We start from the raw sequence: 25682 nt of genomic DNA, 5'->3' as shown, positions 1-25682 counted from the left end.
GCGGTCCTGAACGGGACAGGCCGCCGTCAACGCCGTTCGGCGACGGGTCAGTTGCCTGTCACCGTGACCTTCTCGTCGTTCTTGAGCTCGTCCACCAGTGTCTTGACCTTCGCCTTGTCCCAGACGAGGTTGCCGCCGCTGGAACCGGAGATCGGCATGTTCATGGACGTGCCGTCGCCGCCGGTGACGCCCTTCATGGCCCAGAACATGTCGGCCAGGTCCCACAGGCTCATGTCCTTGTCGACGACCAGCGAGTCGAGGCCCGCGCTCATCGTCGGGTAGAACTTGAAGGGGTTCAGGACGGTCGACGGGGTCGCGGCCTGGTGGGCCAGGGCGGCCAGGAACTTCTGCTGGTTCTTGGTGCGATCCAGGTCCGAGGCCGCGAGGGCGTACCGGGTCCGGACGAAGGCGAGGGCCTGCTCGCCGTTCAGCGTCTGCTTGCCCGCCTTGAAATCGGCGCCGGAGTACTTGTCCTTGAAGCCCTTGTCGAGGGTCATCTCGACACCGCCGACGGCGTCGACGATGTTCGCGAACCCGCCGAAGCCGATCTCCACGTAGTGGTCGATGCGCAGACCGGTGTTGGCCTCGACGGTGCGCACGAGCAGCTCGGGTCCGTCCATGGCGTAGGCGGCGTTCAGCTTCAGGTGCCTGCCGGTGCCCTGGTACGTCTTGCCGGACTCGGAGCCCTTGAACGTGGGGATCTCGACGTCGGAGTCACGCGGCAGCGAGACCAGCGTCGAGCCGTTGCTGCCGGTGTGCAGGATCATCATCGAGTCCGTGCGCTTGCCCTGGGCGGAGCCGGTGTGCAGCTTCTTCTTCTCCTCGGCGGACATGCCGGCGCGGCTGTCGGAACCGACGATCAGGTAGTTCGTTCCCTCGCCGGTCTCCGGCCGGTCTATGACCTTGGAGAGATCCACGTCACGGTGGAGCTTGGAGTCGGCCCAGAAGTACGTTCCGACGGAGACCACGACCAGCGCGGTGACCAGCGTGATCGCGGTCCACTTGATCCGCTTCCGCCAGTTCGGCGCGGGGCGCCGCGGGTACGCGCCGTCCCCGCCGGGGCCCTGCGGGCCGCCGGGGCCGTTCCCGTACACGTGGCCGGTGTTGTAGCCGGAGTCGTACCCGTTGTCGTAGCCCTGGCCCTCGTCGTAGCCCTGACCGTCGACGTACGAGGGCTGCCGGGGCACCCCGGCGCCGTACGGCGGCGCGCCCTGGCCCGGTGCGGGTGCGGCGGGCCCACGGCGGACCTGGCGCATGACGCGGGCGCTCTCAGGCTGTGCGCCTGCGCTGCCGCGTCCGTAGCGGTTGCTGCGGTTGTCGTCGGACCGCCCGTCGGGCCAATCATTCATGCGGACCAGTGTGCCGCTCTCCACCAGGGGCCTTACAAGAGAGCAGGGAGATCTGGGTCACGCCTGTTGCAGAGCTGATGCAAATCGACCGCCGCGCACCCGGCATAAGGTGGAGGACATGACAGACCAGGCCCCCAACCCGGAAAACGACATCCCGGGCAAGCCGACCTCCGCGTCCAGAACCACCCTCAGTCACATCATGACCCACAACGACACGAACCTTCTGGGATCGGTGCACGGTGGCGTGATCATGAAGCTCGTCGACGACGCGGCGGGCGCCGTGGCGGGGCGGCACTCCGGCGGACCCGCCGTCACCGCCTCGATGGACGAGATGGCCTTCCTCGAACCCGTTCGCGTGGGTGACCTGGTCCATGTGAAGGCCCAGGTCAACTGGACCGGACGGACCTCGATGGAGGTCGGTGTGCGGGTCCTGGCCGAGCGCTGGAACGAGTCCACCCCGCCTCAGCAGGTCGGTTCGGCCTATCTCGTCTTCGCCGCCGTCGACGGCGACGGCAAGCCCCGCCGGGTGCCACCGGTCATCACCGAGACCGAGCGTGACGAGCGCCGCTTCCAGGAGGCGCAGATCCGCCGCACGCACCGGCTGGCCCGCCGCCGCGCGATCATGGAACTCCGCGAGAAGCGGGCGGCGGAAGGCCTCGACGAGTAGGGCCTGCCGTCCGGATCACGCGTCCCGGGTCAGGGGCACACCACCTGGTCTCCCGTGATCACCCCGGACTCGCCCTGAGCGGGGTCGTCGGCCCGTACCCGGGTCACCCGCTTGAAGTCCGCGCCGGCGACCACCTTCAGCAGCGGGCCCTGCCCGCGGACCGCGCGCAGCTCGGCACCGGGCAGCGCGGCCGCGAGGGACTTCGCCGAGCGGTCCCAGCGGGGGTCGTACGCGACGACGGTGCGCCGGACCGTGGGGCCGTGGGCCGTCGTGGGACGGCCCGTCGTCCGGAAGCCGGTGGCGGCGAGCGCGCCGTCGACCCGCTTGCCGAGACCCGTCGTGGAGGTCCCGTTCTCGATCTGGACCCGGATCCGCTGCGGGGCCACCGCGACCCGGACGGCCTTCGGCCGCGGCGCCCGGGGAGCTGCCAGCGGCTTGTCCTCGCGCAGTTCCTGGAACAGCTTCCGCGCCTTCGGCCCGTCCCATTTCAGGGTCGAGCCGATGCCCTTGACGGCATAGGCCATCTGCCCGATCGGCACGGTCGTGAACTCGGACGAGGACGGGGAGAAGTTCCGCATCGCCCGGCCCAGGTCCAGCAGCTCGTCCGTGCCGAACCCCTTGTCGGCCCGCACCGAGCCCAGCACCGCCCGGGTCACGTCCCGGAACTTCATCGGGTTCAGCAGCACTCCGGACGACGTGGCCCGGGAGACGAGAGACGCCAGGAAGCGCTGCTGGCGCTTCATCCGGCCGAGGTCGGAGGAGCCGTCGGTGTGCCGGGACCGTACGTACTGAAGCGCCTGTCCGCCGCCCAGCACATGCGGGCCGGCCGCCAGGTCGAGGCCGGTGTACCTGTCCTTCAGCGGCTGCGCGGTGCAGATCCGGACGCCGCCGAGCACGTCGACGGTCTTCATGAAGCTGGTGAAGTCGACCTCCATGTAGTGGTCGATCTTCACGTGGGTCATGTTCTCGACGGTCCGCACGGTCAGGGTCGGGCCGCCCTCCGCGTACGCCGCGTTCAGCTTGAGGGGGTGGGGGGCGTGCCGTCTGCCGGTGACCTGGTCGGTGTGCGCGGGCGCCTCGGCGTAGGAGTCGCGCGGCAGGCTGACGATGCTGGCGCGCTCCCGGTCCTCCGAGATGTGCACGATCATGACCGTGTCGGTGCAGTGGCAGGGCGCGCCGCCGAGCCGGTACTTCCGCCGCTCCGCCTCGGTGATCTTCTCCCGGCCGTCGGTGCCGACCATCAGCAGATTCATGCCGTGGCCGCCCTCGGGCCGGTTCTTCATGTCCTTGAACGGGTCGACCCGGGCGATGTCCGCGTCCAGGCCGCTCAGCACCGCGTGTCCGATGCCCGCCGAGGCGAGGACCACCACGGAGACGGTGGTCAGCGCCCGCATGGCCCAGCGTGGCCTCCTGCGCCGTACGGGGCGTACGGGCCGTCCGCCGGAGCGCCGGACAGGACGCCGCGCGGGAGACGGCTGCGGGGGGCGCTGAGGGCGGACGGGGGAGCGGGGCGGCGTGGGCAAGGAGGACACCTCCGCGAGGCTGGACGGGGGAGGGAAGCGTTCCGCGGGGCCGGACGGAGCCGCGTTCCGCTGGCATGGGGATCCGTGTGCACGGTAGGCCCATACGATCTGCGGCCCGGTCCTTACGCCGGGCGGCGCGCGACCGTGTCCCCCGTTCGCGGTAACGTGAGCTCCGATGAGCGAGAAGTCTGACGTGCGGTCCCCCGCCGTTTCTGTGATCATGCCCGTCCTCAACGAGGAGCGGCATCTGCGCGGGGCCGTCCAAGCGATCCTGGCGCAGGAGTACGACGGCGAGATGGAGGTCGTGATCGCCATCGGTCCCTCAACGGACCGGACGGACGAGATCGCCGCCGAACTCGTCCGTGAGGACCCGCGCGTCCACACGGTGCCGAACCCGACCGGGCGCACGCCCGCGGCCCTGAACGCCGCGATCAAGGCGTCCCGGCATCCCGTCGTCGTGCGCGTCGACGGGCACGGCATGCTGTCCCCGAACTACATCGCCACCGCCGTACGGCTCCTGGAGGAGACCGGCGCGCAGAACGTCGGCGGCATCATGCACGCCGAGGGCGAGAACGACTGGGAGCACGCCGTCGCCGCCGCCATGACGTCGAAGATCGGCGTGGGCAACGCGGCCTTCCACACGGGAGGCGAGGCGGCCCCGGCCGAGACCGTGTACCTCGGGGTGTTCCGGCGCGAGGCGCTGGAGCGGCAGGGCGGTTACAACGAGGAGTTCATCCGCGCCCAGGACTGGGAGCTGAACTTCCGGATCCGTGAGGCCGGCGGGCTCATCTGGTTCTCGCCCGAGCTGAGGGTGTCGTACCGGCCGAGGCCGTCCGTCAAGGCGCTGGCCAAGCAGTACAAGGACTACGGCCGCTGGCGGCACGTCGTCGCCCGCTACCACGAGGGCTCCATCAACCTGCGCTACCTCGCCCCGCCGACCGCCGTCTGCGCGATCGCGGCGGGCGTGGTCGTCGGCGCGGTGCTGACGCCCTGGGGCCTGATCGTCCCGGCCGGCTATCTCGCGGCCATCGGGCTCGGCTCGCTGCCCGCGGGCAAGGGTCTGCCGGCGAAGGCCCGGCTCCAGATCCCCGTGGCCCTCGCGACGATGCACATGTCGTGGGGCTGGGGCTTCCTGACGAGCCCCAGGTCCCTGGCGAAGAAGGTCATCGCGTCCCGTCGGCCGGCGGTCGTCGGCGCGACCCGCTGAGAAGGCGTCGCGGAGGGGCCTTTCCGACGCCCGGGCCGATACGCACGCCCGGGCCGGCAAGGAGACCCTGATCCCCGCGCCGCCGTCCCACCGGACATGAATCGGGCCCCTCTCGACTTCGAGAGGGGCCCGACTGCCGTTCACCGTCGGCCGGTTCTACGACCAGGTGTAGTCCGGGTTGACGTGCATGCAGGCGCTGGTGTCCGAGCCCTTGTCGAGCTTCGCGGACTCGGGCGCCGAGTCGTCGTCCTCGGGTGCCTCGTACGCCGTGCCGTCCCGCCAGTCGGCGCCGACGACGAGCGTGACCCCGGAGACGTCCGCCGACTTCTCCACCGCGTGGGTCGACATCCCGAGGGCCTTGGCGAGCCGCAGGGCGTCACCCTCCAGATCGGCGCTCGGGTAGCGGATGACCGTGGTCGCCTCGGTGGTCACCGTCGACGGGTCGGCCTTCGCCTGCGTGAATCCCTCGCCGACGAGCAGCTCGCTCACCGCGCTCGCGCGTCCGGACACCGGGGCCAGCGTGCTGGTGCGGGTGCCGTTCTGCACCTGCACGGCGATCTTGTCGTCCGCCGCGGCCGGATCCGAGGAGGTCTTCTCCGCGGTCTTCTTCTTGCCCTTGCCGTCCAGCCCGATGTCCTCGCGCAGCAGCCGCCAGACCTTGTCCGCGTCCGTCGGCTTGGGCAGCACCCGGTTGCCGTCGCTGGAGTACACCCACGGCATCGTGGTCATGGTGATGCGCTTGGTCGGGACCTTCTTCAGCTCTTTGCTGAGGTCGTAGAGCTTGGTGACCGAGCCCAGGCCCTGGTCGACGGTCAGCGCGCTGGTGGCCGTCTCCGCGAGGCCGCGCAGCTTGCCCGGGTTGCTCAGCGTGGCGTTCTCACGGAGCTGGCGCACCATCGAGTTCATGTACTGGTGCTGGGCCTTGGTCCGGCCGATGTCGCTGCCGTCCTCGAAGCCGTACCGCGTGCGCAGCCACTGCAGGGCCTGCTCGCCCTTGATGGACGTCGTGCCCTTCTCGAGCTTGAGTCCGGAGCCGTGACCGGTGGAGGTGTGCGAGTAGATGTTGGCGTCCACGCAGACGGGGACGCCGCCGATCGCGTCGGCCATCGACACCACACCCGCGAAGTCGACCATGATGAAGTGGTCGATGTGGATGTCGGTCAGCTTCTCCCAGGTCGCGACCGTGCAGCCGGGGCCGCCGCGGCCCAGCGAGTCGTTCGTCATCGTCAGCGACGAGCTCGCGGCGTAGGTCTTCCCGGTTTCCGGGTCTGTGCAGTTGGGTATCTGGAGCAGCGTGTCGCGCGGCATGCTCACGACCGACATGTTGGTGCGGTCCGCGGACAGGTGCAGCAGCATCTGGACGTCCGCGCGGGCCGGTGTGCCGAAGGTGTCCTTCGCGCCGCCGAGCTTCTGGTTCTCGGTGGAGTTCCGGGCGTCCGAACCGATCAGGAGAATGTTCAGCGGGGTCTGGCCCGCCGCGTTCGGTTTCGTCTTCGCGGCGCGGTCCTTCGCGTCGCCGATGTTCAGGTCTTCCTGCTTGAGGTTGCTGTTCAGGTGCCGGTAGTAGAGATAGCCGGCACCGGCGGTGCCGAGTATCAGGACCGACAGCACCATCGCCGACCAGCGCAGTATTCGGCGTCTGCGCCGGGGGCGGCCCGTGGTCCCGTGCCGTCCGTCGTCGTCCCCGCCGTACGGACCCTGCCCCTGCGGCCCGGTGCCGTCGTCGTCGGTCCGGGTGCTGCCGCCGTCCGCCGTCCGGACGGACTCGCCGCCCTCCTCGTACATGCTGTCGTCCCAGCCCAGTTCGCCGGCCTGCGGGACACGTGGTCGTGCTCCCTCCCCGCGCACACTGCTTCGCGCCATCTCCCAGCCTCTCCCCACCCTGCGCCTGACAAACGGGTCCGTCGAGCGTCGGGCCGGACGCTTCCACGCCCGGCCTGACACCGCTCGCGTCCTGTAGGACGCCTGACGGACCCGTTAGGTCACTTCGCGCACACCGTTTTGTCCGCCGTGGACTTCTCCACGTCCGGCGCCTTCGTCGCAGCGGTCAAAGGCACACCGGCGCCCTTGAAGTCCTTGCCCAGGGTCAGCACGATCGCGGGCAGCCCCTGTGAGTTCTTCTCGCTCTTGCCGGGCTTCATCGCCGAACCGGACAGTCCCATGAGATCCGCCAGCTTGCGTGCCTGGTCGGCCTGGTCGGGAGAGTACTCGAGGGTCGTCCTGCTCAGCGGTGTGTCGGCGTTGCCCAGCTGGCTGGACTTGAGCACGCCCTCATCATTCTGCAGCCAGTTAAGAGTTTCCTGTGCGGAGCCGGACTTGGCGCCGCCGTTGTAGATGTCGACGCGGATCTCGGAGGCGGCGGAACGGGAGCCCTTGAGGCGGGCGGCCACCGCGGCCTTCTCCTTCTTCTCCTTCTGCTTCACGGCGCTGAAGGAGACGTCGTTCTTGATCGCGTCGAAGACCGACTGGGCCGTGTTCGGGTTGACCACGACCGTGGCGTGCACCTTCTCGGCCGGGTTGTCTATCACCGGGACCGTGGTGAAGGTGATGTTCTTCGGCGGCACCTTCTTCAGCTCCAGGGCCATGTCCTTGAGCGTGTTGACGCTGCCGATGCCGGTGTCGACGGTGAGCGCCTTGGTGGCGGCCTCGGCCAGCTTGACCAGCTTGGTGGGGCTGGTGAGGGTGTCGCCGGAGCTCATCTTGCGCATCAGGGAGCCGATGAACTGCTGCTGCACCTTGATGCGGTCGAGGTCGCCCTGGTTGCCGAAGCTGTGCCGGGTGCGCACGAAGGCGAGGGCCTGCTCGCCCTCGATGGTGTGCTTGCCGGCGGAGAGCTTGAGGTGCGAGTCGTCGTCGTCGACGTCCTTGGCGAGACAGACCTCGACACCGCCGACCGCGGTGGTCAGCGTCTTGACGGCGTTGAAGTCGGCCATCATGAAGTGGTCGACCGTGATGCCGGTGACCGCCTTGACCGTGTCCATCGTGCAGCCGGGGTTCCGGCCCTCCTGGCCGAGGCTGGTGTTGAAGCGGACGTCCTCCGAAGGCTGGATGACCTTCTCGGTGCCGTCCTCCTGCTTCGACCTGCACTCGGGGATGTCGACGATCAGGTCGCGCGGGATGCTCATCGCGGTCGCGTTCGTCCGGTCCTTGGCGACGTGCAGCAGGATGTTCGTGTCCGCGTGCCCGACGCTGTTCTTGTCGCCGTATCCCTCGTTGCCGGAACCGGTGCGCTTGTCGGTGCCGATGATGAGGATGTTGAAGGCCTCGTCCTTGCTGAAGCCGTCCTTGGCGGAACCGCCGACGTCCTCGGTCTGGACATTGCCCTCGAGGTGCTTGAGGTAGGCGTACGCGGCGCCCGAGACGGCCACCAGGACCAGCGCCATGGTGCCGCCGGTCCAGAGCACTATCTTCTTCGCCTTCGATTTCTTGGGCGGCCTGTTGCGGCCGCGCCTGCGCCCCGGCAGGGGCTCCGGCGGCTCGGCGCGCCGACGGCGCGGCCCCGGTACGTCGGGGCCGGGTTCCTCACGGTCCCGTCCCGGTGCGTCACGGTCCCGGCCCGGTGCCGCGCGGTCCCGTCCCGGCGCGCTTCGGGTGCGCGTGGCCGCGGAGGGAGAGCCCCTCCGCGGTCGCGGCACGCCCGATTGCGCTCCGGAAGGGGGCAGTCGCAGTTCGTATTCACCGGTGTTCGGGTTGAGCACCCACTGGTCTGCGGGGTCGATGTCGTCCGCCCGCCCACGGCCTTGCGCGTCCACGGTTGTCTGAATCCTCCGTCGGGGCCACGCGGCGCCCTTTTCCCCCTCAAAAGGCGCTCGGGTCTCGGTCAAGCAGTGCGCGACCCCCAGGACGGACCTCGTGGCCGGGTGCACCGGATCGCTCACACTATCCGCCCAGTTCAGCGTCCAGCGACGGCCGTGACAAATTCAACGTTCCTACAACCGGGCAATCCGCCCTATTTTCAGAGACTTCTTAGCTCAGCTGTTCCCCGCCTTGGTGTGCGCTTTACCCGCAGGCGTCCTGCGCCGCCGTGTTGCCTCGGAAAGTCGGGGCCGGATCGGGTGTGCCGGAGAGGCGGGCACCCCCTATTGCCGTCGACATTCCGTCGCCGTTCGACTCCTCTTCGTAATCGCGCGAGGAGTTTCCGTACAGGCTTACGGAATGCGGCGCCTGGCCCTGGGCGGGTCGCGCCGGCGGTTCCTTCACGACCACGACGGGCTTGTCCGCGCGCAGCCGCTTGAAGAGCCGGGCCGCCGCGGGCTCCATGAGCTGATCACGGTTGGCGTTGAGGACGTAGGACGTCCGGGGCACGGTCAGGAACTGGATGCTGTCCGTGGGGATGTCGCGCAGGCCGCGGACGAGGTCGTACAGGCCGCGCAGGCTCGCCAGCCCCGGGTCGGTGGTCAGCGACGAGGTGGCCGCGTCCAGCACCGGATACAGCTTCGCCGGGTTGAGCAGGACGTCGTCGCTGCGCACCTTGCTGATCAGCGCGCCGAGGAACTTCTGCTGGCGGTCCATCCGGTCGGTGTCGCTGCCGTTGCCGATGCTCTTGCGGGCGCGTACGTAGCCGAGCGCCTGCTCGCCGTCGAGGACGACCTTGCCCGCGGGCAGGTTCAGCTTCGCCGCCTTGTCGTGGATCGGCTTCCGCAGGCACACCTGGACGCCGTCCACCGCGTCGACCATGTCCTTGAAGCCGTGGAAGTCCACCACCATGTGGTGGTCGACGCGGATGTTCGTGAGCTTCTCGACGGTCCGGATCGTGCAGGCCGAGCCGCCCACCTCGAAGGCGTAGTTGAACATCGCGAACATGGGGTCGGTGCGGGTCCCGTCGGGGCGCCGGCAGCCCGGCACGTCCACCATCAGGTCGCGGGGCAGCGACATGGCGGTCGCGCTGCGCCGGTTCGCCGCGAGGTGCAGCAGGATCGTGGTGTCGGACCGTTCCGTCCCCGAGTCGCGGCCGTACTTCTTGTTGCCGGCCCCCGAGCGCGAGTCGGACCCGATCAGCAGGATGTTCTGCGCGTCGCGCACGAGCGCGGTGGGCCGTTCCCTCTCGTACCGGGCGAGCTCGGCCGCCGTGTCGTTGTCGGCCCTGATGTTCCCGTTCAGCTTCTCGTACGCGGCCCAGCCGACCGCCACGGCGCCCAGGACCACCACGCTCACCCCGGTCGCCGTCCAGCGCAGCCAGCGCCGCCGCCGGCGTCCCGCCCCGGTGGGCGACGCTCCCCGCTCCCGCTCCTCGGGATTTCCGGAGGGAGTGCCCGCGGTGTCGGTCACGTCGGGACCACCACCCCTCATGGCGTACGAACGGGTCCTGCTGTTCCTACGACCATGTCCCGGCGCGGCGGGTGAGGGGGGCCGATGATGGGCCGAACGGGCGACGCCCCCGGCGCGGACGATGCCCCTAGAGGGCCACACCGGGAGGCGGGCACCCCTTGAGGGCCCGTCTTCCCGGCCCGTCTTCCCGGCCCGTCCTACCGGGCCGTCGCGGTCACCCGCTCGCTCTCGATCCGCCGGGCGAGCGCGTCGTCGTCCAGCCCGCCGAGATTGCGGCACAGCACCACGGACCCGCCGGTCGCCAGCGGCGCGTACAGGCCCGCGGTCACGCCCTCCCAGGTGTCGTACGAGAGCGCCGACAGGATGCGTGAACCGGGGCCCGTCAGATCCAGGCCCGGGGCGTCGGCGCGGGCCTGCTCCACGACCTCGGCGCCCGTGTACGCGGCCCCGGCGACGATCAGGGCCCGCTCCTCCGGGTCGACGGGCGCGTACGGCGCGAAGCGGTCGCCCTGGCTCGGCACCTCGACGGCGTAGTCGGCGTATCCCGCGGGCGGCGTCGGGAAGCGGCGGCCGAGCGGCGCGAGCGAGAGGGCGACGCGCTCACCGGAACAGGCGAGCCCGGCGTCGAACCGGCCGGGGCCCGCCACGACGTGGTCGGCGGCCGCCGGGTCACCGCCGAGATCCGCGACGACGCCCACCGAGGAACAGGCGAGCAGCCACACCGCCGTCTGCCAGTGCGCGGGCAGCAGCAGCGCGACCCGCTCACCGGGCTCGGCGGACATCTCGCCCTGGAGCAGGTTGGCGGTCTTGGCCACCCAATTGGCGAAGGTGGCCACGGACAATTCGACCCGTTCGCCCGTCGCGTCGTCGTAGAAGGTCACCAAAGGACGTGCGGGGTCCTCGGAGAGCGCGGATCGCAGCAGGTCGGCAGGGGTGCGGTCGGTGGCTTTCACGCGAGCAAGCGTACGCGGGGACGCCGCGCGGCACGGGCGGCGCGCACCACCGGTTCGGCGGAGCGCGTCCGACGGTCCGTCAATTCCGCGATGGACAGATATGTATGACTATGTCCAGGATCAGGAGCATGCGTGGATTCCTTGCTTCCTCGGTCGGCGTCACCTGCGCGGCCGCTCTCGCCCTTCCGCTGACCCTGCCCGCCACCCCGGCCGAGGCCGGGCCGTCGACGCTGACATCGGAGGCCGCCGCCCCCGGCAGCACCCAGTCCCTGCCCCTCGTCCCTCTCAGCCGTAAACGGTCTCTCGGCCCTGCCGCACCGACCCAGGGCCTGACGCGCCGGAACGTAAGGCCCTTCTCCCTGGTCGGTGTCGTCTGGGACGACCCGGGCAGTGAGCTGAACGGCCGTGTCCAGGTCCGTACCCGGGCCGTCGGCACCGGTGACTGGTCGGACTGGCAGGACGTCGAGGCCCACAACGACGAGCACGCCGCCGACCCGGACACCGCCGAGAGCGCGTCGAGCCGGGTGCACGGCTCCACCGCTCCCCTGTGGGTCGGGAACTCGGACGGCGTCGAGGTCCGCGTCGAGGCGGAACGGGCGGCGTGGGACGCCGGAGAGGCTTCGGAGCCGGAGGACGACGCCGGAGGCGGCCCCGAGTACGGACGCGAGGCCGCCCCGGCTGCCGCGTCGCTGCCCGGCGGCCTGCGCCTCGAACTGGTCGATCCCGGCGGAGATCCCCCGAGCCGGGACGCCCGGACGGCCGGACGGGCCGGGGGCGCGCCCTCGGGCCTGCGCGCCAGGAGCGCGCACCCGGGCGTGACGGGCGGCGGCGGCGCGAAGGCCACCGTGATCCCCGCGCTCTCCCGCGAGGAGACCGCGCGCACGTACTTCTCCGACGGCACGGACCAGCGGCGCGCGACGCCGTACATCGGCCCGCGCCCCCGCATCATCACGCGGCACGGCTGGGGCGCGAACGAGAATCTGCGCGAGCGCGGCTTCCTCTACACGAAGACGGTCAAGGCGGCCTTCGTGCACCACACGGCGTCGGGCAACAAGTACAGCTGTTCGCAGGTGCCTTCGATCATCCGCAGTATCTACCGCTACCACGTGGTGAGCAGCGGCTGGCGCGACATCGGCTACAACTTCCTCGTCGACAAGTGCGGCAACATCTACGAGGGCCGCGCGGGAGGCGCCGCGAAGGCGGTCATGGGCGCCCACACCCGCGGGTTCAACACGAACAGCATGGGGATCGCCGTGATCGGCACGTTCGGCGCCACGAAGCCGACCGACTCCGCGCTCAAGGCCGTCTCCCGGCTGACGGCATGGAAACTCGGTCTGTACGGAGCCAATCCGCGTGGCAAGACATACCTGAAGTCGGCCGGTGGCAATCTCTACCGAAAAGGAAAGAACGTACGACTGAACGTGATCTCCGGCCATCGGGACGGGTTCGCCACGGAGTGCCCCGGACGGCTTCTCTACGGCAAGCTCGGCTCCGCCAGGACGACCGCGGCCCGCTACCAGGGCCGTTAGAAACGCCGTACGGCAGCCAGGAACGGCCCGGTCGGCGACGGACCGGCCGGGCCGCGCCGGCCAGGGATCACCCGACGTCACGGCAGAGGCCCGTCGAAGGACACCGCACGGCCATCGAGGGCGCCATCGAACGGTCTGCATACACTGGCCGGCCGAAAGACAGTTCGGCCGGTCCCGGCAGGAAGCAGAGACGACAGGTGACAGAAGCGATCCTCCTGGTCGGCGGCAGAGGCACCCGGCTGCGCCCGCTCACCGTGCGCACACCCAAGCCGATGGTCCCGGCGGCCGGGGTCCCCTTCCTCACGCACCAGCTCGCGCGGGCGCGCGCGGCGGGCGTCGAGCACATCGTGCTGGCGACCTCCTACCTCGCCGAGGTCTTCGAGCCGTACTTCGGTGACGGTTCCTCGCTGGGCCTCCACATCGAGTACGTCACCGAGGAGGAACCACTGGGCACCGGCGGCGCCATCCGCAACGTTGCCTCCCGGCTGCACTCGGGCCCCGACGACCCGGTCCTGATCTTCAACGGCGACATCCTCACCGGCCTGGACATCCCGGCGCTGGTGGCGGCCCACGAGACGACGGGCGCGGAGGTCTCCCTGCACCTCACCCGCGTGGAGGACCCGCGCGCGTTCGGCCTGGTCCCCACCGACGCCACCGGGCGCGTCACGGCCTTCCTGGAGAAGCCGCAGACCCCCGAGGAGATCGTCACCGACCAGATCAACGCGGGCGCGTACGTCTTCCGCCGCTCGGTCATCGACACGATCCCCGCGGGCCGCCCGGTCTCGGTCGAGCGCGAGACCTTCCCGGAGCTCCTGGCCACCGGCGCCCACCTCCAGGGCATGGTGGACTCCACCTACTGGCTGGATCTGGGCACCCCGCAGGCCTTCGTCCGCGGCTCCGCCGACCTGGTGCTCGGGCGCGCTCCGTCCCCGGCGGTACCCGGCCGCTGCGGCGACCGTCTGGTCCTGCCCACGGCCACGGTGGCCCCCGACGCCAAGCTCACCGGCGGCACGGTGGTCGGCGAGGGTACCCGCATCGGCGAGGGCGCCCGGATCACCGGCAGCACGGTCCTGGCCGGCGCGGTCGTCGAGCCCGGTGCCGTCGTCACCGACTCCTTCGTCGGCGCCGGCGCCCGCATCGGCGAACGCACCGTCCTGACCGGCACGGTCATCGGCGACGGCGCGGTCGTCGGCCCCGACAACGAACTCCGCGAGGGAGTCCGCGTCTGGTGCGACGCCCGGATCCCGGCAGCAACGCTCCGCTTCTCCTCGGACCAGTAGAACCACCACCTCGCCGGAGGGGCAGCCCCCAGCCCTGGACCCCAGCCCCTCCGGCATCCTCTCGCCCACACGGGCGGATGCCAGTCCCTCGGGATCTCCTCGCCCACACGGGCAGGTTCCAGCCCTCCGGCGCCCTTTCGCCTGCACGGGCAGATTTCAGTCCCGCGGCGTCCTTTCGGCCGCGGGGCAGATTTCAGCCCCTCCGGCGTTTGAGGAGCGGGGTCTGGGGCGGAGCCCCAGGTACGGGAAGGGCAGGGGCGGAGGGGGCGAAATCCCGCTTGTGCTCAGGCATGACCGCCGGGGGCGACGCAAGCGGGGCGGCTGGAGACGGCGGACGCCAGACCCGCCAGGCCCGCCTAGAGCAGCCCGATGTCCATGCGAGGCATCTTCGGCGCGCGCCGAGGCGGAGTACGCCCGGCCAGCAGAATCAGCCGAGCGGCCCGATGCCGCTGCCCGGCATAGGGCTCCAGCAGCTCCAGCATGACGGAGTCGTCCGCGTCCCGGTCCCCGGCCAGCGCGTACCCGATGATCCCCGGCAGATGCAGATCCCCCACGGTCACGGAATCCGCCGACCCATGACTGCGCTGCACGACCTCCGCCGACGTCCACGGCCCGACACCGGGCACCAGCTCCAGCCGCCGCCGCGCCTGCACGGGATCGAACCCGACGGCCTCCTCCAGCCGCGCCGCGACCCGTACGGCCCGCAGGATCGTGGCGGCCCGCTTGTCGTCGACCCCGGCCCGGTGCCACTCCCAGGACGGGATCAGCGCCCAGGTCCGCGGCGCCGGCATGACGTACATCCGCTCGGGAGCGGGCCCCGGCGCGGGTTCCCCGAACTTCCGCACGAGCAGCCGCCACGCCCGGTACGCCTCGTCGGTGGTGACCTTCTGCTCCAGGACGGACGGGATCAGCGACTCCATGACGAGCCCGGTCCGCACCAGCCTCAGACCGGGCCGCCGGTGCCGGGCGAGCGCGACCAGCCGGTGCCGCGGCTCGAAGGCCTCGGGATCGTCGGCGGCGCCGAGCAGGTCGGGGAGCCGGTCGAGCAGCCATTCGGCTCCAGGGCCCCAGGCCTCGCCCCGGACGACCCCGCCGCGCAGAGCGACCCGCAGTGTCCCCGGCCCGGCGGGCGTACGGCTGGTCCGCCACACGGAGCCGTCGGGCGTCGTACGGAACGTCGGATCACCCGGTCCGCGCCGCAGCGGCCCGAGCACGAGCCCGAGGTCCAGCGGCCAGGCGGCTGTCCAGGTGCGGACGTGTCCGGGCCCGGCCGCCTGGCGGGGCACTCCGCCCGGCGCGTCGCCAGGAGTCCCACCGGGCACCACGACATGCCCGCCGCGCACGGTCGTACGCGTCGGCCGGGGAGCGAAACGTCCAGACACGGATGAGGTCCTAGAGATTCTCGGGCTGCCCTACGAGAGTAGGCGCTCCCCCCACGACACGGTGTCCGGACACAGAGGACGAACCCCCCGAACCAGAACCCACGCCAGACCAGCACCCACGACGAGCCGACCCGCCACCCACGAGGCACCCAGCCCACCACCCACGACGAACCCGGCCCGGCACCCACGCCGGAACGCAACCGCCACCCACTAGGGACCCGGCCCGGCACCCACGGGGGACCCGGACCGATACCCAGGAGGGACCCGGCCCGCCACCCACGAGGGAATCGCACCGGCACTCACGACGACCCGGCCGGGCACCCACGCCGGAACGGAACCGCCGCTCACGAGGGACCCGGCCGGGCCCCCACGCAGGGCCGGAGGGCCACTTACAGGGCCGGAGGGCCACCATCCCCCGCTCAAGGCACCCCCGGTAGAGGCGCCCCGCCCGCTCAAGGCACCCCCGGCAGAGGTGCCCCGCCCGGCCAAGGCACCCCCTGGTCAAGGCGCCCCCGCCAGAATCAGCGCAGCTCGATGAACGCGGCGCCGTCCCGCTCCGGCCGGGCTCTCGGCTCCTCCGCCGCGTGCCCGACGGCCACGGCCCCCATCGGGTCCCAGTTCTCCGGCAGTTCCAGCACCTCACGGACGACGTCACGGCAGAACATCGTCGACGACACCCACGCGGAGCCCAGCCGCTCCCCGGCCAGCGCGACCAGGAAGTTCTGCACGCCCGCCCCGGTGGCGACCACGAACATCTCGCGCTCGGCGCCGTCCCGCCGTCCGTCGCCGTAGGTGTGCGAGCCGTCCATGACCAGGCACGGCACCACGAGGTACGGCGCCTTGCGCAGCACGTCGCCCCTGCGGACCCGTCTGGCGATGGACTCCTCGCTCTTCCCGTCGGCGCGCAGATCCGCGATCCACGCGTCCCGCATGGCGTCGAGCAGCCGCGTCCGCGACCCGGCGGACTCCAGGAGCACGAACCGCCAGGGCGTGGTGTGGTGCGGCGCGGGAGCGGTCACCGCCGCCGCGACCGCACGGCGCACGGCGCCCGGGTCGACGGGCTCGTCGGTGAAGGCCCGCACCGTACGCCGCTGGGTCACGGCCTCCCGTACGGCCTCCGAGGTGCCCAGCCGGAACATGTCGTCCCGCGCGTCGCGCACCATCGCCCGCGCGCCCGTGTCCTCCTCGTCGGTCACCAGATGCGCCAGACCGCGCACGACGGCGACGGGCAGCCCGGAAGCCTTGCCCTTGACCAGGTCGCCGGCGGCGGCGAGTTCGTCGGCCGTGGCCACGACGGTCGCGCTCAGCGGGTTGCCGTGCGCGTCGGTGCGGCCGCGCAGGTCGTCCAGCACCCGCACGCCCGCGGCCCCGATGGCGACATCGGTGAGCCCGGTGCGCCAGGGCCGGCCGAAGGTGTCCGTGATCACGACACCGACGTCCACGCCGAGGGCGTCCCGCAGTCCCGCACGGATCGCCCGCGCGGAGGCGTCGGGGTTCTCGGGCAGCAACAGCACTGTCCCGGCGGGGGTGTTGGAGGCGTCGACCCCGGCGGCGGCCATCACGAGACCCTGCCGGTTCTCGACGATCCGCAGCGCGCCGCGCCGTGCCACGACCCGGACGGTCTCGGCGTCGATGGCGGCCTCCCGGTCGGTGGCCTCGACCATCCGGCCCTCGGCCTTCGAGACGATCTTGGAGGTGACGAGCAGCACGTCCCCGTCCACGAGTCCGGGCCCGGCCGTCGCGATGAGCTTCGCCAGGTCGTCCCCCTGACGCACTTCGGGAAGCCCGTCCAGTGCCCAGACCCGGTAGCCCGCGCCGGCGGGCCGCTCCCGGGGTTCCCCGCCGGTCTGTCCTCCCGCGCGTCCCGCCTCGCCGCGAAAGGCCGCGTCCATGGTGCTCACGGCGTCCGTACCTCCTCCGCCAGTGCCAGCGCCTCCCGCGCCATGCGCGCCGTCGCGTCGAGGTCGGACATCATCAGCGGTACGGCCCGGCAGCGGATGCCGGCCGCCTCGACGCGCTCCACGACGGAGGCGTCGACCGTGTCGACGAGCCAGCCGTCCAGCAGGCCCGAGCCGTAGTGCTCGGCGACCGCGGCGGCGGTGGACTCGACGCCCACCGCGGCCAGCACCTTGTCGGCCATGCCCCGCACGGGCGCGTCACCGACGATGGGGGAGAGGCCGACGACCGGGACGCCCGCCTCGGCGATGGCCTCGCGGATGCCGGGCACGGCGAGGATGGTGCCCACGGAGACCACGGGGTTGGACGGAGGGAAGAGGATGACGTCCGCCCCGGCGATGGCCTCCAGCACCCCGGGAGCGGGCTTCGCCTGCTCGGCGCCGACCGGCACGATCGCCTCGGCCGGCACGGAGGCCCGCAGCCGCACCCAGTACTCCTGGAAATGGATCACCTTGCGCTCGCCCGCGGCCCCGGCCGGGTCACCCTCCGGCAGCGTGACGGCGACATGGGTCTCGACCCGGTCGTCGGACATGGGGATGAGACGCACGCCCGGCTTCCACCGGTCGCACAGGGCTTCCGTGACGGCGCTGAGCGGATAGCCCGCGCCCAGCATCTGCGTCCGCACGATGTGCGTCGCGAAGTCCCGGTCGCCGAGCCCGAACCACTCGGGTCCCAGCCCGTACGCCGCGAGCTCCTCCTTCAGGTGGAAGGTCTCGTCGGCCCGCCCCCAGCCCTGCTCCTCGTTGATGCCGCCGCCGAGCGTGTACATCACCGTGTCGAGGTCCGGGCAGACCTTCAGCCCGAAGAGGTGGATGTCGTCGCCGGTGTTGCCGATGACCGTGATGTCGGCGTCCGGCACGGCCCGCTGGAGACCACGCAGGAACCGTGCACCACCGATACCGCCTGCCAGAACCACAATGCGCATGGGGTTCAGTCTCGCAGGCGGGTACGACAACGTGTCAGCCGGTTGCTAGACCCCGGTGACGGCGGGCCGCTCTCCGGCGCGATCGCGTCACACGGTTTCGGCGACAGCGCAACGCGCCGCGTGCATCGGCATCTCGGTGAGGCCCGGGTAGTAGATGTGCAGGCTGACGGCCGGTTCGAGCGCGTCGTTGACGACCTCGTGGACATAGCCGGGCGCGAACACGCGCTGCGCGCCGGATCCCAGGGCGCGCGTGCCCCGCTCGGTGTGCTCGGTCAGCGCGCCGTCCAGGACGGTCAGTACGCCGGAGGATCCGCCGTGGTCGTGCAGCCCGCTGCCCTGTCCGGGCACCCAGGACAGGAGCCACACCTCGTAGCCGGGCCCCGTGCGCAGCCGGTGGTACCAGCGCGAGGAGGCGTCGTAGCGGACGAGGTGTTCCCACTGGGACCGGTCGGCGGCGATGGAGCGCGCCAGGCCGGCGAACTCGGCCACGGTGGAGGGGTGTTCGCGCGGCGGCTGGAGCAGGTGCGGGACTTCGAGGATGTCGCCGGCGATCTGGAGGTCGTTGTCGCTGTTCATGGATGCGGTGGTTCCTCGGCGGGAGAGTGCTGGGGTGTCGCTGGCCGTTTCCGCCCGGGTCGCGGGCGGGGATTCCGCCCGGGTGGGGAGCGGGGAGGAGCCCTGGTGCGGGCAGTGGCCCCGGTGGGGGCGGGATGCGCCTCAGTGGCGGCGAGGCAGCCGGAGCGCGGTAGGGCTCAACAGCTGGAACAGCAACAACAGCTACAGCGCGCGTGGGCAGCACCGAGGGACCCGGCGGTGCGGGTCGAGGTGGTTGCCAAGTGCGCGAGCATGCCCACAAGGACACCGGTTCACACCTCGACTGTCAACTGCATGTCCGGTATGTGGGAGATGTTTCACCTCATCCGGTTCATCTGGCAGGCGAAAGGTTTGTTCAGGCGACTCCCCGGACACATGGCGCACAACCGGGTGAACAAACCTTGCCGCGGACCCGTGATCTAAATGTGATCAGATTCGCTTCGGGGTCTGCGTCGGAACGAGATCGAACATCTGGACGTCCCCCTCTGTGAGGAGACGGGCGTCTGACCTGGACCTCTTGGGCTGTCAGGGTTTATGCCGATTTGAACACTTTCCGCATACCCTTGGTTCCGCAGAGTGAATAAGGGGCCCAATAGCAGATCTCGGCTTGACTGGCCCGGATCGGCACACTTGTAATTTCACTCGTGTCGTTCAGCCGGGATCGGTAACGGCAGCATCACGGGGACGCGAAAGACAGACGAGGGGCGCACATGACCGAGCTGGTGCAGCAACTGCTGGTCGACGACGCGGACGAGGAACTCGGCTGGCAGGAGCGCGCGCTGTGCGCCCAGACCGACCCCGAGTCCTTCTTCCCCGAGAAGGGCGGCTCCACCCGCGAGGCCAAGAAGGTCTGCCTCGCCTGCGAAGTCCGCTCCGAGTGCCTCGAATACGCGCTCGCCAACGACGAACGGTTCGGCATCTGGGGCGGTCTGTCCGAGCGGGAACGACGCCGCCTGAAGAAGGCCGCCGTCTGAAAACCGTCGCACGGAGAAGCGGACGCGGAACACCGGTGGCACCCGCGGGTGCCACCGACCAAACGGCACACACTCTTACGTAAGGAACGGTCCGTCGCGTGTGGGTTATCCACAGGCGGCGGGCCGCCGTCTTTCCCAGCCGTTAGTGTGGGCCCTCGTCCGAGACGTCCCGCTGTCCCCGCCGGACACAGACGTCCACCGCAGTCCATCGAACCGGGGCCCGTACCTCGATGTCCGTGCACAGCCTTTCGGCAGCCAGTAACGACGCCGCTGCCGCTCCTGAGTTTCCGCGCCACGTGGTGACCGCGGTGCTCGTCTCCCACGACGGCGCCCGCTGGCTGCCACAGGCGCTCGCCGGGCTGCTCGGCCAGGACCGCCCCGTGCAGAACGCGGTGGCGGCCGACACCGGCAGCGCGGACGAATCCGCCCAGCTGCTCACCGAGGCGCTCGGCGCCGACCGCGTGCTGCACCTGGCGCGGCGCACCGGCTTCGGCCAGGCCGTCGAGGAGGTGTCCCGCACCGCCCCCGAACTGACCCCGGACGACCTGCCCTACCTCAAGCGTCCGAGCGGCTGGGACCCCGTCACCCGCAGCTGGCGCGACGACGCCTACGACATGCCCGACCTCCCGCACGGCGAGCCCGAGCAGTGGCTCTGGCTGCTGCACGACGACAGCGCCCCCGAGCCCGACGCGCTGGCCCAACTGCTGCGCGTCGTGGAGAACGAGCGGGAGCTCGGCCAGGACGTGGCCGTCGTCGGCCCCAAGCTCCGCGGCTGGTACGACCGCAAGGCGCTCCTCGAGGTCGGCGTCACCATCGCCAACTCCGGCCGCCGCTGGACCGGTCTGGACCGACGCGAGCAGGACCAGGGACAGCACGACCACGTCCACCCCGCGCTGTCCGTGTCCACCGCGGGCATGCTGATCCGGCGCGACGTCTACGAGGAGCTCGGCGGCTTCGACCGCCGGCTGCCCCTCATGCGCGACGACGTCGACCTGTGCTGGCGCGCCCAGGCCGCCGGCCACCGGGTCCTCGTCGCCCCGGAAGCCGTCGTACGGCACGCCGAGGCGGCCTCCCGCGAGCGCCGCGCCGTCGACTGCGTGGGCCGCACCGCCGCCTCCCCGCACAAGGTCGACAAAGCGGGCGCCGTCTACACCCTCCTCGTCAACGCCCGCACCGCGCAGCTCCCCTGGATCCTGATCCGCCTCGTCCTCGGCACCCTGCTGCGCACGCTCGCCTACCTCGTGGGCAAGGTCCCCGGGCAGGCCGTCGACGAGATCCGCGGCCTCCTGGGCACCCTGCTGCGCCCCGAGCGGATCATCGCCGGACGGCGCAGGCGCGGCCGCCCGCAGGTCGACAAGGGCGAGCTGCGCCCCCTGTTCCCGCCTCCGGGCGCCACCGTCAGGGCCACCCTCGAACAGGCCGCCGGCAACCTGACGAGCCGCTCCGACGCCGACGTCACCACGGGCGCCGGACGCCACGGAGGCGCCGTCGAGTCCGGACCGGGCGGCGACGACGGAGACTTCCTGGAGATCGAGCAGTTCGCCCGGATCAAGCGCATCGCGCGCAACCCCGGCCCGATGCTCTTCCTGGTGCTCCTGTTCGTCTCGCTCCTCGCGTGCCGCCAACTGCTCGGCGGCGGGGCCCTCGCGGGCGGTGCGCTGCTGCCCGCCCCCGCCGACGCCTCCGAACTGTGGGCGCGCTACCTCGACGGCTGGCATCCGGTCGGCGCGGGCTCCACCCGGTCCGCTCCGCCCTACCTCGCGCTCGTCGCCCTGCTCGCCTCCGTGCTCCTCGGCTCCACCGGACTCGCGGTCACCGTGCTCCTCGTGGGATCCGTGCCGCTGGCCGGCTTCGCCGCGTACTTCGCCTCACGGCCCCTCGTCGAGTCCCGGCTCCTGCGGGCCTGGGCGTCCGTCGCCTACGCCTTCCTGCCCGCCGCCACCGGCGCGCTGGCGGGCGGCCGTATCGGCACCGCCGTCCTCGCGATCCTGCTGCCGCTCATCGCGCGCGCGGGCGTCGCGGCGAGCGGTCTCGCGAACGGCTCCCGCGCGCGCGGCAGCTGGCGCGCGACCTGGGCGTACGCCCTGCTGCTGACCTTCACGACGGCGTTCACCCCGATCGTGTGGCCCATCGCGCTGGTCCTCGGCGTCGCGCTCCTCGTGGTGCGACGCAGGGAGATCCCCGCCTACGGGCTGCGGTTCCTGGCCCAGCTCGGCACCCCGCTGCTGGTCCTCGCCCCCTGGTCGCTGACCCTGCTGCCGTTCGGCTTCTTCCGGCAGGCCGGCCTGGACTACGGCGCGAGCACGGCCTCCGCGCTCGACCTGCTCAGCGCCGGCCCCGGCGGGCCGGGCACCGTCAGCGGACTGATGCTCTTCGGCATCGTGCTGGCCGCCCTGGCCGCACTGCTGCGCTCCGAGCGCCAGGCGGGGATCAGGACCGCCTGGGTCGTCGCCGTCGTGGCACTCGTCTTCGCGGCCCTGTCCAACCGCTCCACCTGGGCGGGACCCGCGACCCTCGTGTACGGTCTCGCGCTGCTCGCCGCCGCAGCCGTCGGCTCCGACGGGGCACGCGCGCGGGTCGCCGAGCAGAGCTTCGGCTGGCGCCAGCCGGTGGCCGCGCTCATCGCCTTCGCGTGCGCCGCGGGGCCCCTGCTCGTCGCGGCCGGATGGATCATCCGCGGTGCCGACGGACCCGTCGAGCGCCGCGACCCGGTGCAGGTGCCCGCGTTCGTCGCCGAGGAGAGCGGTACGCGCGACCAGGCCCGCACCCTCGTCCTCGACAGCAGTTCGGCCGCCAGGGTCGGCTACGTCCTCGTCCGCGGCTCCGGCGCCCGTCTCGGCGACGCCGAACTCGCCTCGGCCGGCGGCGAGAACAAGAAGCTCGACAAGGTCGTCGCCAACCTCGTGGCGGGCTCCGGCGCCGACCAGGCCGACCAGCTCGGCGGCTTCGCCGTGCGCTACGTCCTGGTCCGCAAGGGCGCGCCGCGCGAGGTGAGCCGTGTCCTGGACGCCACCACGGGCCTGTCCCGGCTGAGCCAGCAGGACGGCAGCGCCCTGTGGCGCGTCGACCAGCAGGTCTCACGCGCCGCGATCGTCCCCGCGTCGGGCGCCCCGGAGTCCATCGCCGCCGGTCCGGTCGAGGTGCACACCACGGTCCCCGCCGGTGACGAGGGCCGCCTCCTGCGGCTGGCCGACAGCGCCGACGCCGGCTGGACGGCGACCCTGGACGGCAAGCCGCTGACCCGCACCACGGTCGACGGCTGGGCCCAGGGCTTCCGGCTGCCCGCCGACGGGGGCAGGCTGGACGTCACGTTCGACGCACCGCTGAGCCACACGGCCTGGCTGTGGGCCCAGGGCACCCTCGCCCTGGTCCTCGTGGTGCTCGCCCTCCCCGGGCGGCGCCGGGACATCGACGACGACCTCCCCGAGGAGCAGCAGCCCGTAACCGCCGAGGACATGACGGGCGACGGCCGCCGCGCCCGGCGTCTGCGCGCCCAGGCCGAGGCCGAGGCGGAGTCCGGACGGCCGGACGCGGACCCGGAGTTCGACGGAGGGTTCCCCGCGGACGCCGACGAGGACGAGGACGAGGAGATCCCGGCCGTCGTCCCGCATCAGCAGGCGTACGGCGAATGGGACAGCCCGAGTTACGCGAACGCCGAGTACGACACCTACGGCGGCGAGCAGTACGAGGGACAGCAGGGACAACAGGGGCAGCAGGGGTACCCGGCGGGTACCTACCAGCAGCCGTACCAGCCGGATCCCTACCAGGGCGGCCAGTACGACCCGTACGCCTACGGCGGCACGGCGGCGTACGACCAGAACTACGGCCAGGGCTACGACGCCGACGGCAGGCCCTTCGATTCGCGGGGCCAGGGCTACGAGACGGGCGAGCAGGGCTACGACCCCGCGTACGACCCGACGCGGCCCCCGCACGGCAACGACAGTGAGCGCCCCGACGGGAGCCATCAGTGAACCGCACCACCCTGTCCCTGATCGCCGCGGCGACCGCGCTCGCCGCCGTCACCGGGTTCGCGACCCTCAAGCCGGCCGGCACCTCCGACGGCAGCGCGTCCGCCACGGCCGCGCGGCTGCCCGTGGAGCGCACCAGCCTGCTCTGCCCGCAGCCGAGCGCCTCCGACATCGCGGACACCACGTACACGTCCTTCACGCCCGTCGTGGAGGGCGCGAGCGGCAGCGGCAAGGCTCAACTCCAGGCCGCCACCGAGAAGTCGGCCGACGGGGCCGACGGGGACGACTCCTCCGACGGCAAGAAGAGCGGTGCCAAGGCCGCCAAGCCCGTCGTCCAGCCCAAGGAGCCCGGCAAGCCGGCCGCCGGCGACACCTCGGGTGCCGACGCGCCCGCCCTCGTCGGTCTCGCGTCGGGCAAGTTCGCGCCCGGCTGGACGGTCCAGGAGACCACCGAGGTCGCCGCGGGCGCCGGGCGAGGTCTGCTCGGCACCAACTGCACCGCGCCCGACACCGAGTTCTGGTTCCCGGGCGCCAGCACCGCCGCGCAGCGCACCGATTACGTACATCTGACGAACCCGGACGACGCCGCGGCGGTCGTCGACATCGATCTGTACGGCAAGGACGGCACGCTCAAGTCCACGGTGGCCGACGGGATCACGGTCCAGGCGCACGCCAGCGAACCGATCCTGCTGAACACCCTGACCGGTGATCCGCAGGCCGACCTCACCGTGCACGTGAAGGTCCGCAGCGGCCGGGTCGGAGCCGCCGTGCAGGCGCTCGACGCCAAGACCGGCGGCGACTGGCTGGCGTCCTCCGCCGACCCCGCGGGCAGTCTCGTCATGCCGGGCATCCCCAAGGACGCCACCTCCGTGCGCCTGGTCGCCTTCGCGCCCGGTGACACGGACGCCGACCTGAAGGTCCGCCTCGCCTCGCCCTCCGGGACGATCACCCCGGCGGGCAACGAGACGCTGCACGTGAAGGCCGGTATGACCGCCGCCGCCGACCTCGGGGACGTCACCCGCGGCGAGGCGGGCTCCCTGGTGCTCACCCCCACCGGATCGTCCGTGCCGGTCGTCGCCGCCCTGCTGGTGGTGCGGGGCAAGGGCGCCGATCAGGAGACCGCGTTCATTCCTGCCACCGCTCCGGTGGGCGCCCGCGCGACGGTCGCCGACAACACCGCCAAGGGGTCCACGCTCGCCGTGACCGCCCCGGGTGAGGGGGCCAGGATCAAGGTCACCGCGTCCGCGGGCAGCGGGGCCGGCACGGCCGTGTCGAAGACGTTCACCATCAAGGGCGGGACCACCCAGAACGTCGAGGTCCCCGTCCCGAGCGGTCTCAAGGGCACGTACGCCCTGACCGTCGAGCCGGTCTCCGGAGGCCCCGTCTACGCCTCCCGGATGCTCTCGGCGAACCAGGACGGCGTTCCCGCGTTCACCATCCAGGGTCTCCCGGACGACCGCGGGACGGTCTCGGTGCCGGACGCCGAACAGGACCTCTCGGTGCTGCTCAAGCAGTGACCGGGGACCGGTGATCCGCCCGGGCCGGAGCGAACGTTCCCCGGGCGGTTCTCAGTCCTCGCCGTACCGCGGGTCGACCGTCTCCGGCGTCAGGCCCAGCAGTTCCGCGACCTGCTCCACGACAACCTCGTGCACCAGGGCGGCGCGCTCGTCGCGCCCCTTGGTGCGGATCTCGATCGGACGGCGGTAGACGACCACGCGCGCGGGATGTCCCTCGCGCGCCGCGATCGTGCCGCCCAGCGGCACCGCCTCGTCGCTCCAGTTCTCGCCCGAGCGCTCCAGGCGGGGGACCTCGAGGACCATGAAGTCGATGTCGGCCAGCTGTGGCCAGCGTCGCTCCAGCCGTTCCACGGAGTCCTGCACGAGGTCCGCGAAGACCTCGGCACGGCTCGCCGAGAGCGGTACCTGGGGCGGCGCCACGGGGCCGCGCATGCCCCTGCCGTGGCGGTCACGACGACGGGGACCGGCTGCTGCGGCACGGGGGGGTACGGGGTTGTCCATCACTGACGAAGAGTAGTCCCCGCCCGGCCCGGCCGCCCGGTCCCACGCGGCGGTCGCCGGCGGCCCGGCGGCGGCCCGGCGGCCGGTGG

Annotated in this window: 18 protein-coding genes; 7 read left to right on the top strand and 11 right to left on the bottom strand. The window is 71.8% G+C overall.

Annotated features, from left to right (window positions below):
* Positions 1-47: 47 nt before the first annotated feature.
* On the bottom strand, positions 48-1349 hold the full coding sequence (locus ACFYW9_RS28335) for an LCP family protein (RefSeq protein ID WP_389155910.1): 1302 nt from the start codon (positions 1347-1349) through the stop codon (positions 48-50).
* A gap of 118 nt (positions 1350-1467) precedes the next feature.
* Here ACFYW9_RS28335 and ACFYW9_RS28330 point away from each other — a divergent pair, with 118 nt between their 5' ends.
* The gene (locus ACFYW9_RS28330) at positions 1468-2016 is read left to right on the top strand and encodes an acyl-CoA thioesterase (protein WP_326787373.1); all 549 of its coding nucleotides are present in this window, start codon (positions 1468-1470) and stop codon (positions 2014-2016) included.
* A 29-nt stretch (positions 2017-2045) separates the two neighbouring features.
* Here the strand turns inward: ACFYW9_RS28330 and ACFYW9_RS28325 are convergent, their stop codons facing one another.
* Positions 2046-3410 carry an LCP family protein gene (locus tag ACFYW9_RS28325; RefSeq protein WP_351874028.1) on the bottom strand — a complete coding sequence of 455 codons (1365 nt, stop codon included), beginning with the start codon at positions 3408-3410 and terminating at the stop codon, positions 2046-2048.
* A gap of 304 nt (positions 3411-3714) precedes the next feature.
* Here ACFYW9_RS28325 and ACFYW9_RS28320 point away from each other — a divergent pair, with 304 nt between their 5' ends.
* A complete protein-coding gene (locus tag ACFYW9_RS28320) occupies positions 3715-4746 on the top strand; it encodes a glycosyltransferase family 2 protein (RefSeq protein WP_328669463.1) in 1032 nt (343 codons plus the stop codon).
* Between the two features lie 156 nt (positions 4747-4902).
* Here the strand turns inward: ACFYW9_RS28320 and ACFYW9_RS28315 are convergent, their stop codons facing one another.
* From ACFYW9_RS28315 to ACFYW9_RS28300, 4 genes are all read right to left on the bottom strand, one after another.
* Positions 4903-6609, bottom strand: a complete 1707-nt coding sequence (locus tag ACFYW9_RS28315; RefSeq protein ID WP_389155905.1) for an LCP family protein — start codon at positions 6607-6609, stop codon at positions 4903-4905.
* A gap of 119 nt (positions 6610-6728) precedes the next feature.
* The gene (locus ACFYW9_RS28310; protein ID WP_351874034.1) at positions 6729-8498 is read right to left on the bottom strand and encodes an LCP family protein; all 1770 of its coding nucleotides are present in this window, start codon (positions 8496-8498) and stop codon (positions 6729-6731) included.
* Positions 8499-8745: 247 nt separating this feature from the next.
* The gene (locus tag ACFYW9_RS28305; protein WP_389155901.1) at positions 8746-10014 is read right to left on the bottom strand and encodes an LCP family protein; all 1269 of its coding nucleotides are present in this window, start codon (positions 10012-10014) and stop codon (positions 8746-8748) included.
* A 197-nt stretch (positions 10015-10211) separates the two neighbouring features.
* Positions 10212-10967: a TIGR03089 family protein gene (locus tag ACFYW9_RS28300; RefSeq protein ID WP_351874039.1), complete on the bottom strand. Its 756-nt coding sequence runs from the start codon at positions 10965-10967 to the stop codon at positions 10212-10214.
* 128 nt (positions 10968-11095) lie between these two features.
* Here ACFYW9_RS28300 and ACFYW9_RS28295 point away from each other — a divergent pair, with 128 nt between their 5' ends.
* Both ACFYW9_RS28295 and ACFYW9_RS28290 read left to right on the top strand, forming a co-directional pair.
* On the top strand, positions 11096-12496 hold the full coding sequence (locus tag ACFYW9_RS28295; protein ID WP_389155897.1) for a peptidoglycan recognition protein: 1401 nt from the start codon (positions 11096-11098) through the stop codon (positions 12494-12496).
* A 197-nt stretch (positions 12497-12693) separates the two neighbouring features.
* Positions 12694-13776, top strand: coding sequence for a sugar phosphate nucleotidyltransferase (locus ACFYW9_RS28290; RefSeq protein ID WP_389155894.1), 1083 nt, complete (start codon positions 12694-12696; stop codon positions 13774-13776).
* 356 nt (positions 13777-14132) lie between these two features.
* Here the strand turns inward: ACFYW9_RS28290 and ACFYW9_RS28285 are convergent, their stop codons facing one another.
* The 4 genes from ACFYW9_RS28285 to ACFYW9_RS28270 all read right to left on the bottom strand — a co-directional run bounded on the left by ACFYW9_RS28285 (position 14133) and on the right by ACFYW9_RS28270 (position 18615).
* A complete protein-coding gene (locus ACFYW9_RS28285) occupies positions 14133-15158 on the bottom strand; it encodes a DNA-3-methyladenine glycosylase family protein (RefSeq protein WP_389155891.1) in 1026 nt (341 codons plus the stop codon).
* A 521-nt stretch (positions 15159-15679) separates the two neighbouring features.
* On the bottom strand, positions 15680-17050 hold the full coding sequence (locus tag ACFYW9_RS28280; protein WP_389156062.1) for a coenzyme F420-0:L-glutamate ligase: 1371 nt from the start codon (positions 17048-17050) through the stop codon (positions 15680-15682).
* 5 nt (positions 17051-17055) lie between these two features.
* The gene (gene cofD / locus ACFYW9_RS28275; protein WP_326787383.1) at positions 17056-18039 is read right to left on the bottom strand and encodes a 2-phospho-L-lactate transferase; all 984 of its coding nucleotides are present in this window, start codon (positions 18037-18039) and stop codon (positions 17056-17058) included.
* 87 nt (positions 18040-18126) lie between these two features.
* The gene (locus tag ACFYW9_RS28270) at positions 18127-18615 is read right to left on the bottom strand and encodes a cysteine dioxygenase family protein (protein WP_326787384.1); all 489 of its coding nucleotides are present in this window, start codon (positions 18613-18615) and stop codon (positions 18127-18129) included.
* 728 nt (positions 18616-19343) lie between these two features.
* Here ACFYW9_RS28270 and ACFYW9_RS28265 point away from each other — a divergent pair.
* The 3 genes from ACFYW9_RS28265 to ACFYW9_RS28255 all read left to right on the top strand — a co-directional run bounded on the left by ACFYW9_RS28265 (position 19344) and on the right by ACFYW9_RS28255 (position 25092).
* A complete protein-coding gene (locus ACFYW9_RS28265) occupies positions 19344-19607 on the top strand; it encodes a WhiB family transcriptional regulator (RefSeq protein WP_003975777.1) in 264 nt (87 codons plus the stop codon).
* A gap of 230 nt (positions 19608-19837) precedes the next feature.
* Positions 19838-23578, top strand: coding sequence for a glycosyltransferase family 2 protein (locus ACFYW9_RS28260; protein ID WP_389155886.1), 3741 nt, complete (start codon positions 19838-19840; stop codon positions 23576-23578).
* Positions 23575-25092 carry a DUF5719 family protein gene (locus tag ACFYW9_RS28255; protein WP_389155883.1) on the top strand — a complete coding sequence of 506 codons (1518 nt, stop codon included), beginning with the start codon at positions 23575-23577 and terminating at the stop codon, positions 25090-25092. Before ACFYW9_RS28260 ends, ACFYW9_RS28255 begins: the two co-directional genes overlap by 4 nt.
* A 51-nt stretch (positions 25093-25143) precedes the next feature.
* On the opposite strand, the gene ACFYW9_RS28250 is transcribed toward ACFYW9_RS28255, so the two are convergent.
* The gene (locus ACFYW9_RS28250) at positions 25144-25593 is read right to left on the bottom strand and encodes a metallopeptidase family protein (RefSeq protein WP_351874086.1); all 450 of its coding nucleotides are present in this window, start codon (positions 25591-25593) and stop codon (positions 25144-25146) included.
* Positions 25594-25682 lie beyond the last annotated feature (89 nt).

The sequence above is a fragment of the Streptomyces sp. NPDC002698 genome (assembly GCF_042888945.1).
In the GTDB taxonomy this organism is placed as follows: domain Bacteria; phylum Actinomycetota; class Actinomycetes; order Streptomycetales; family Streptomycetaceae; genus Streptomyces.
This window is presented reverse-complemented; position numbering and strand designations above follow the sequence as displayed.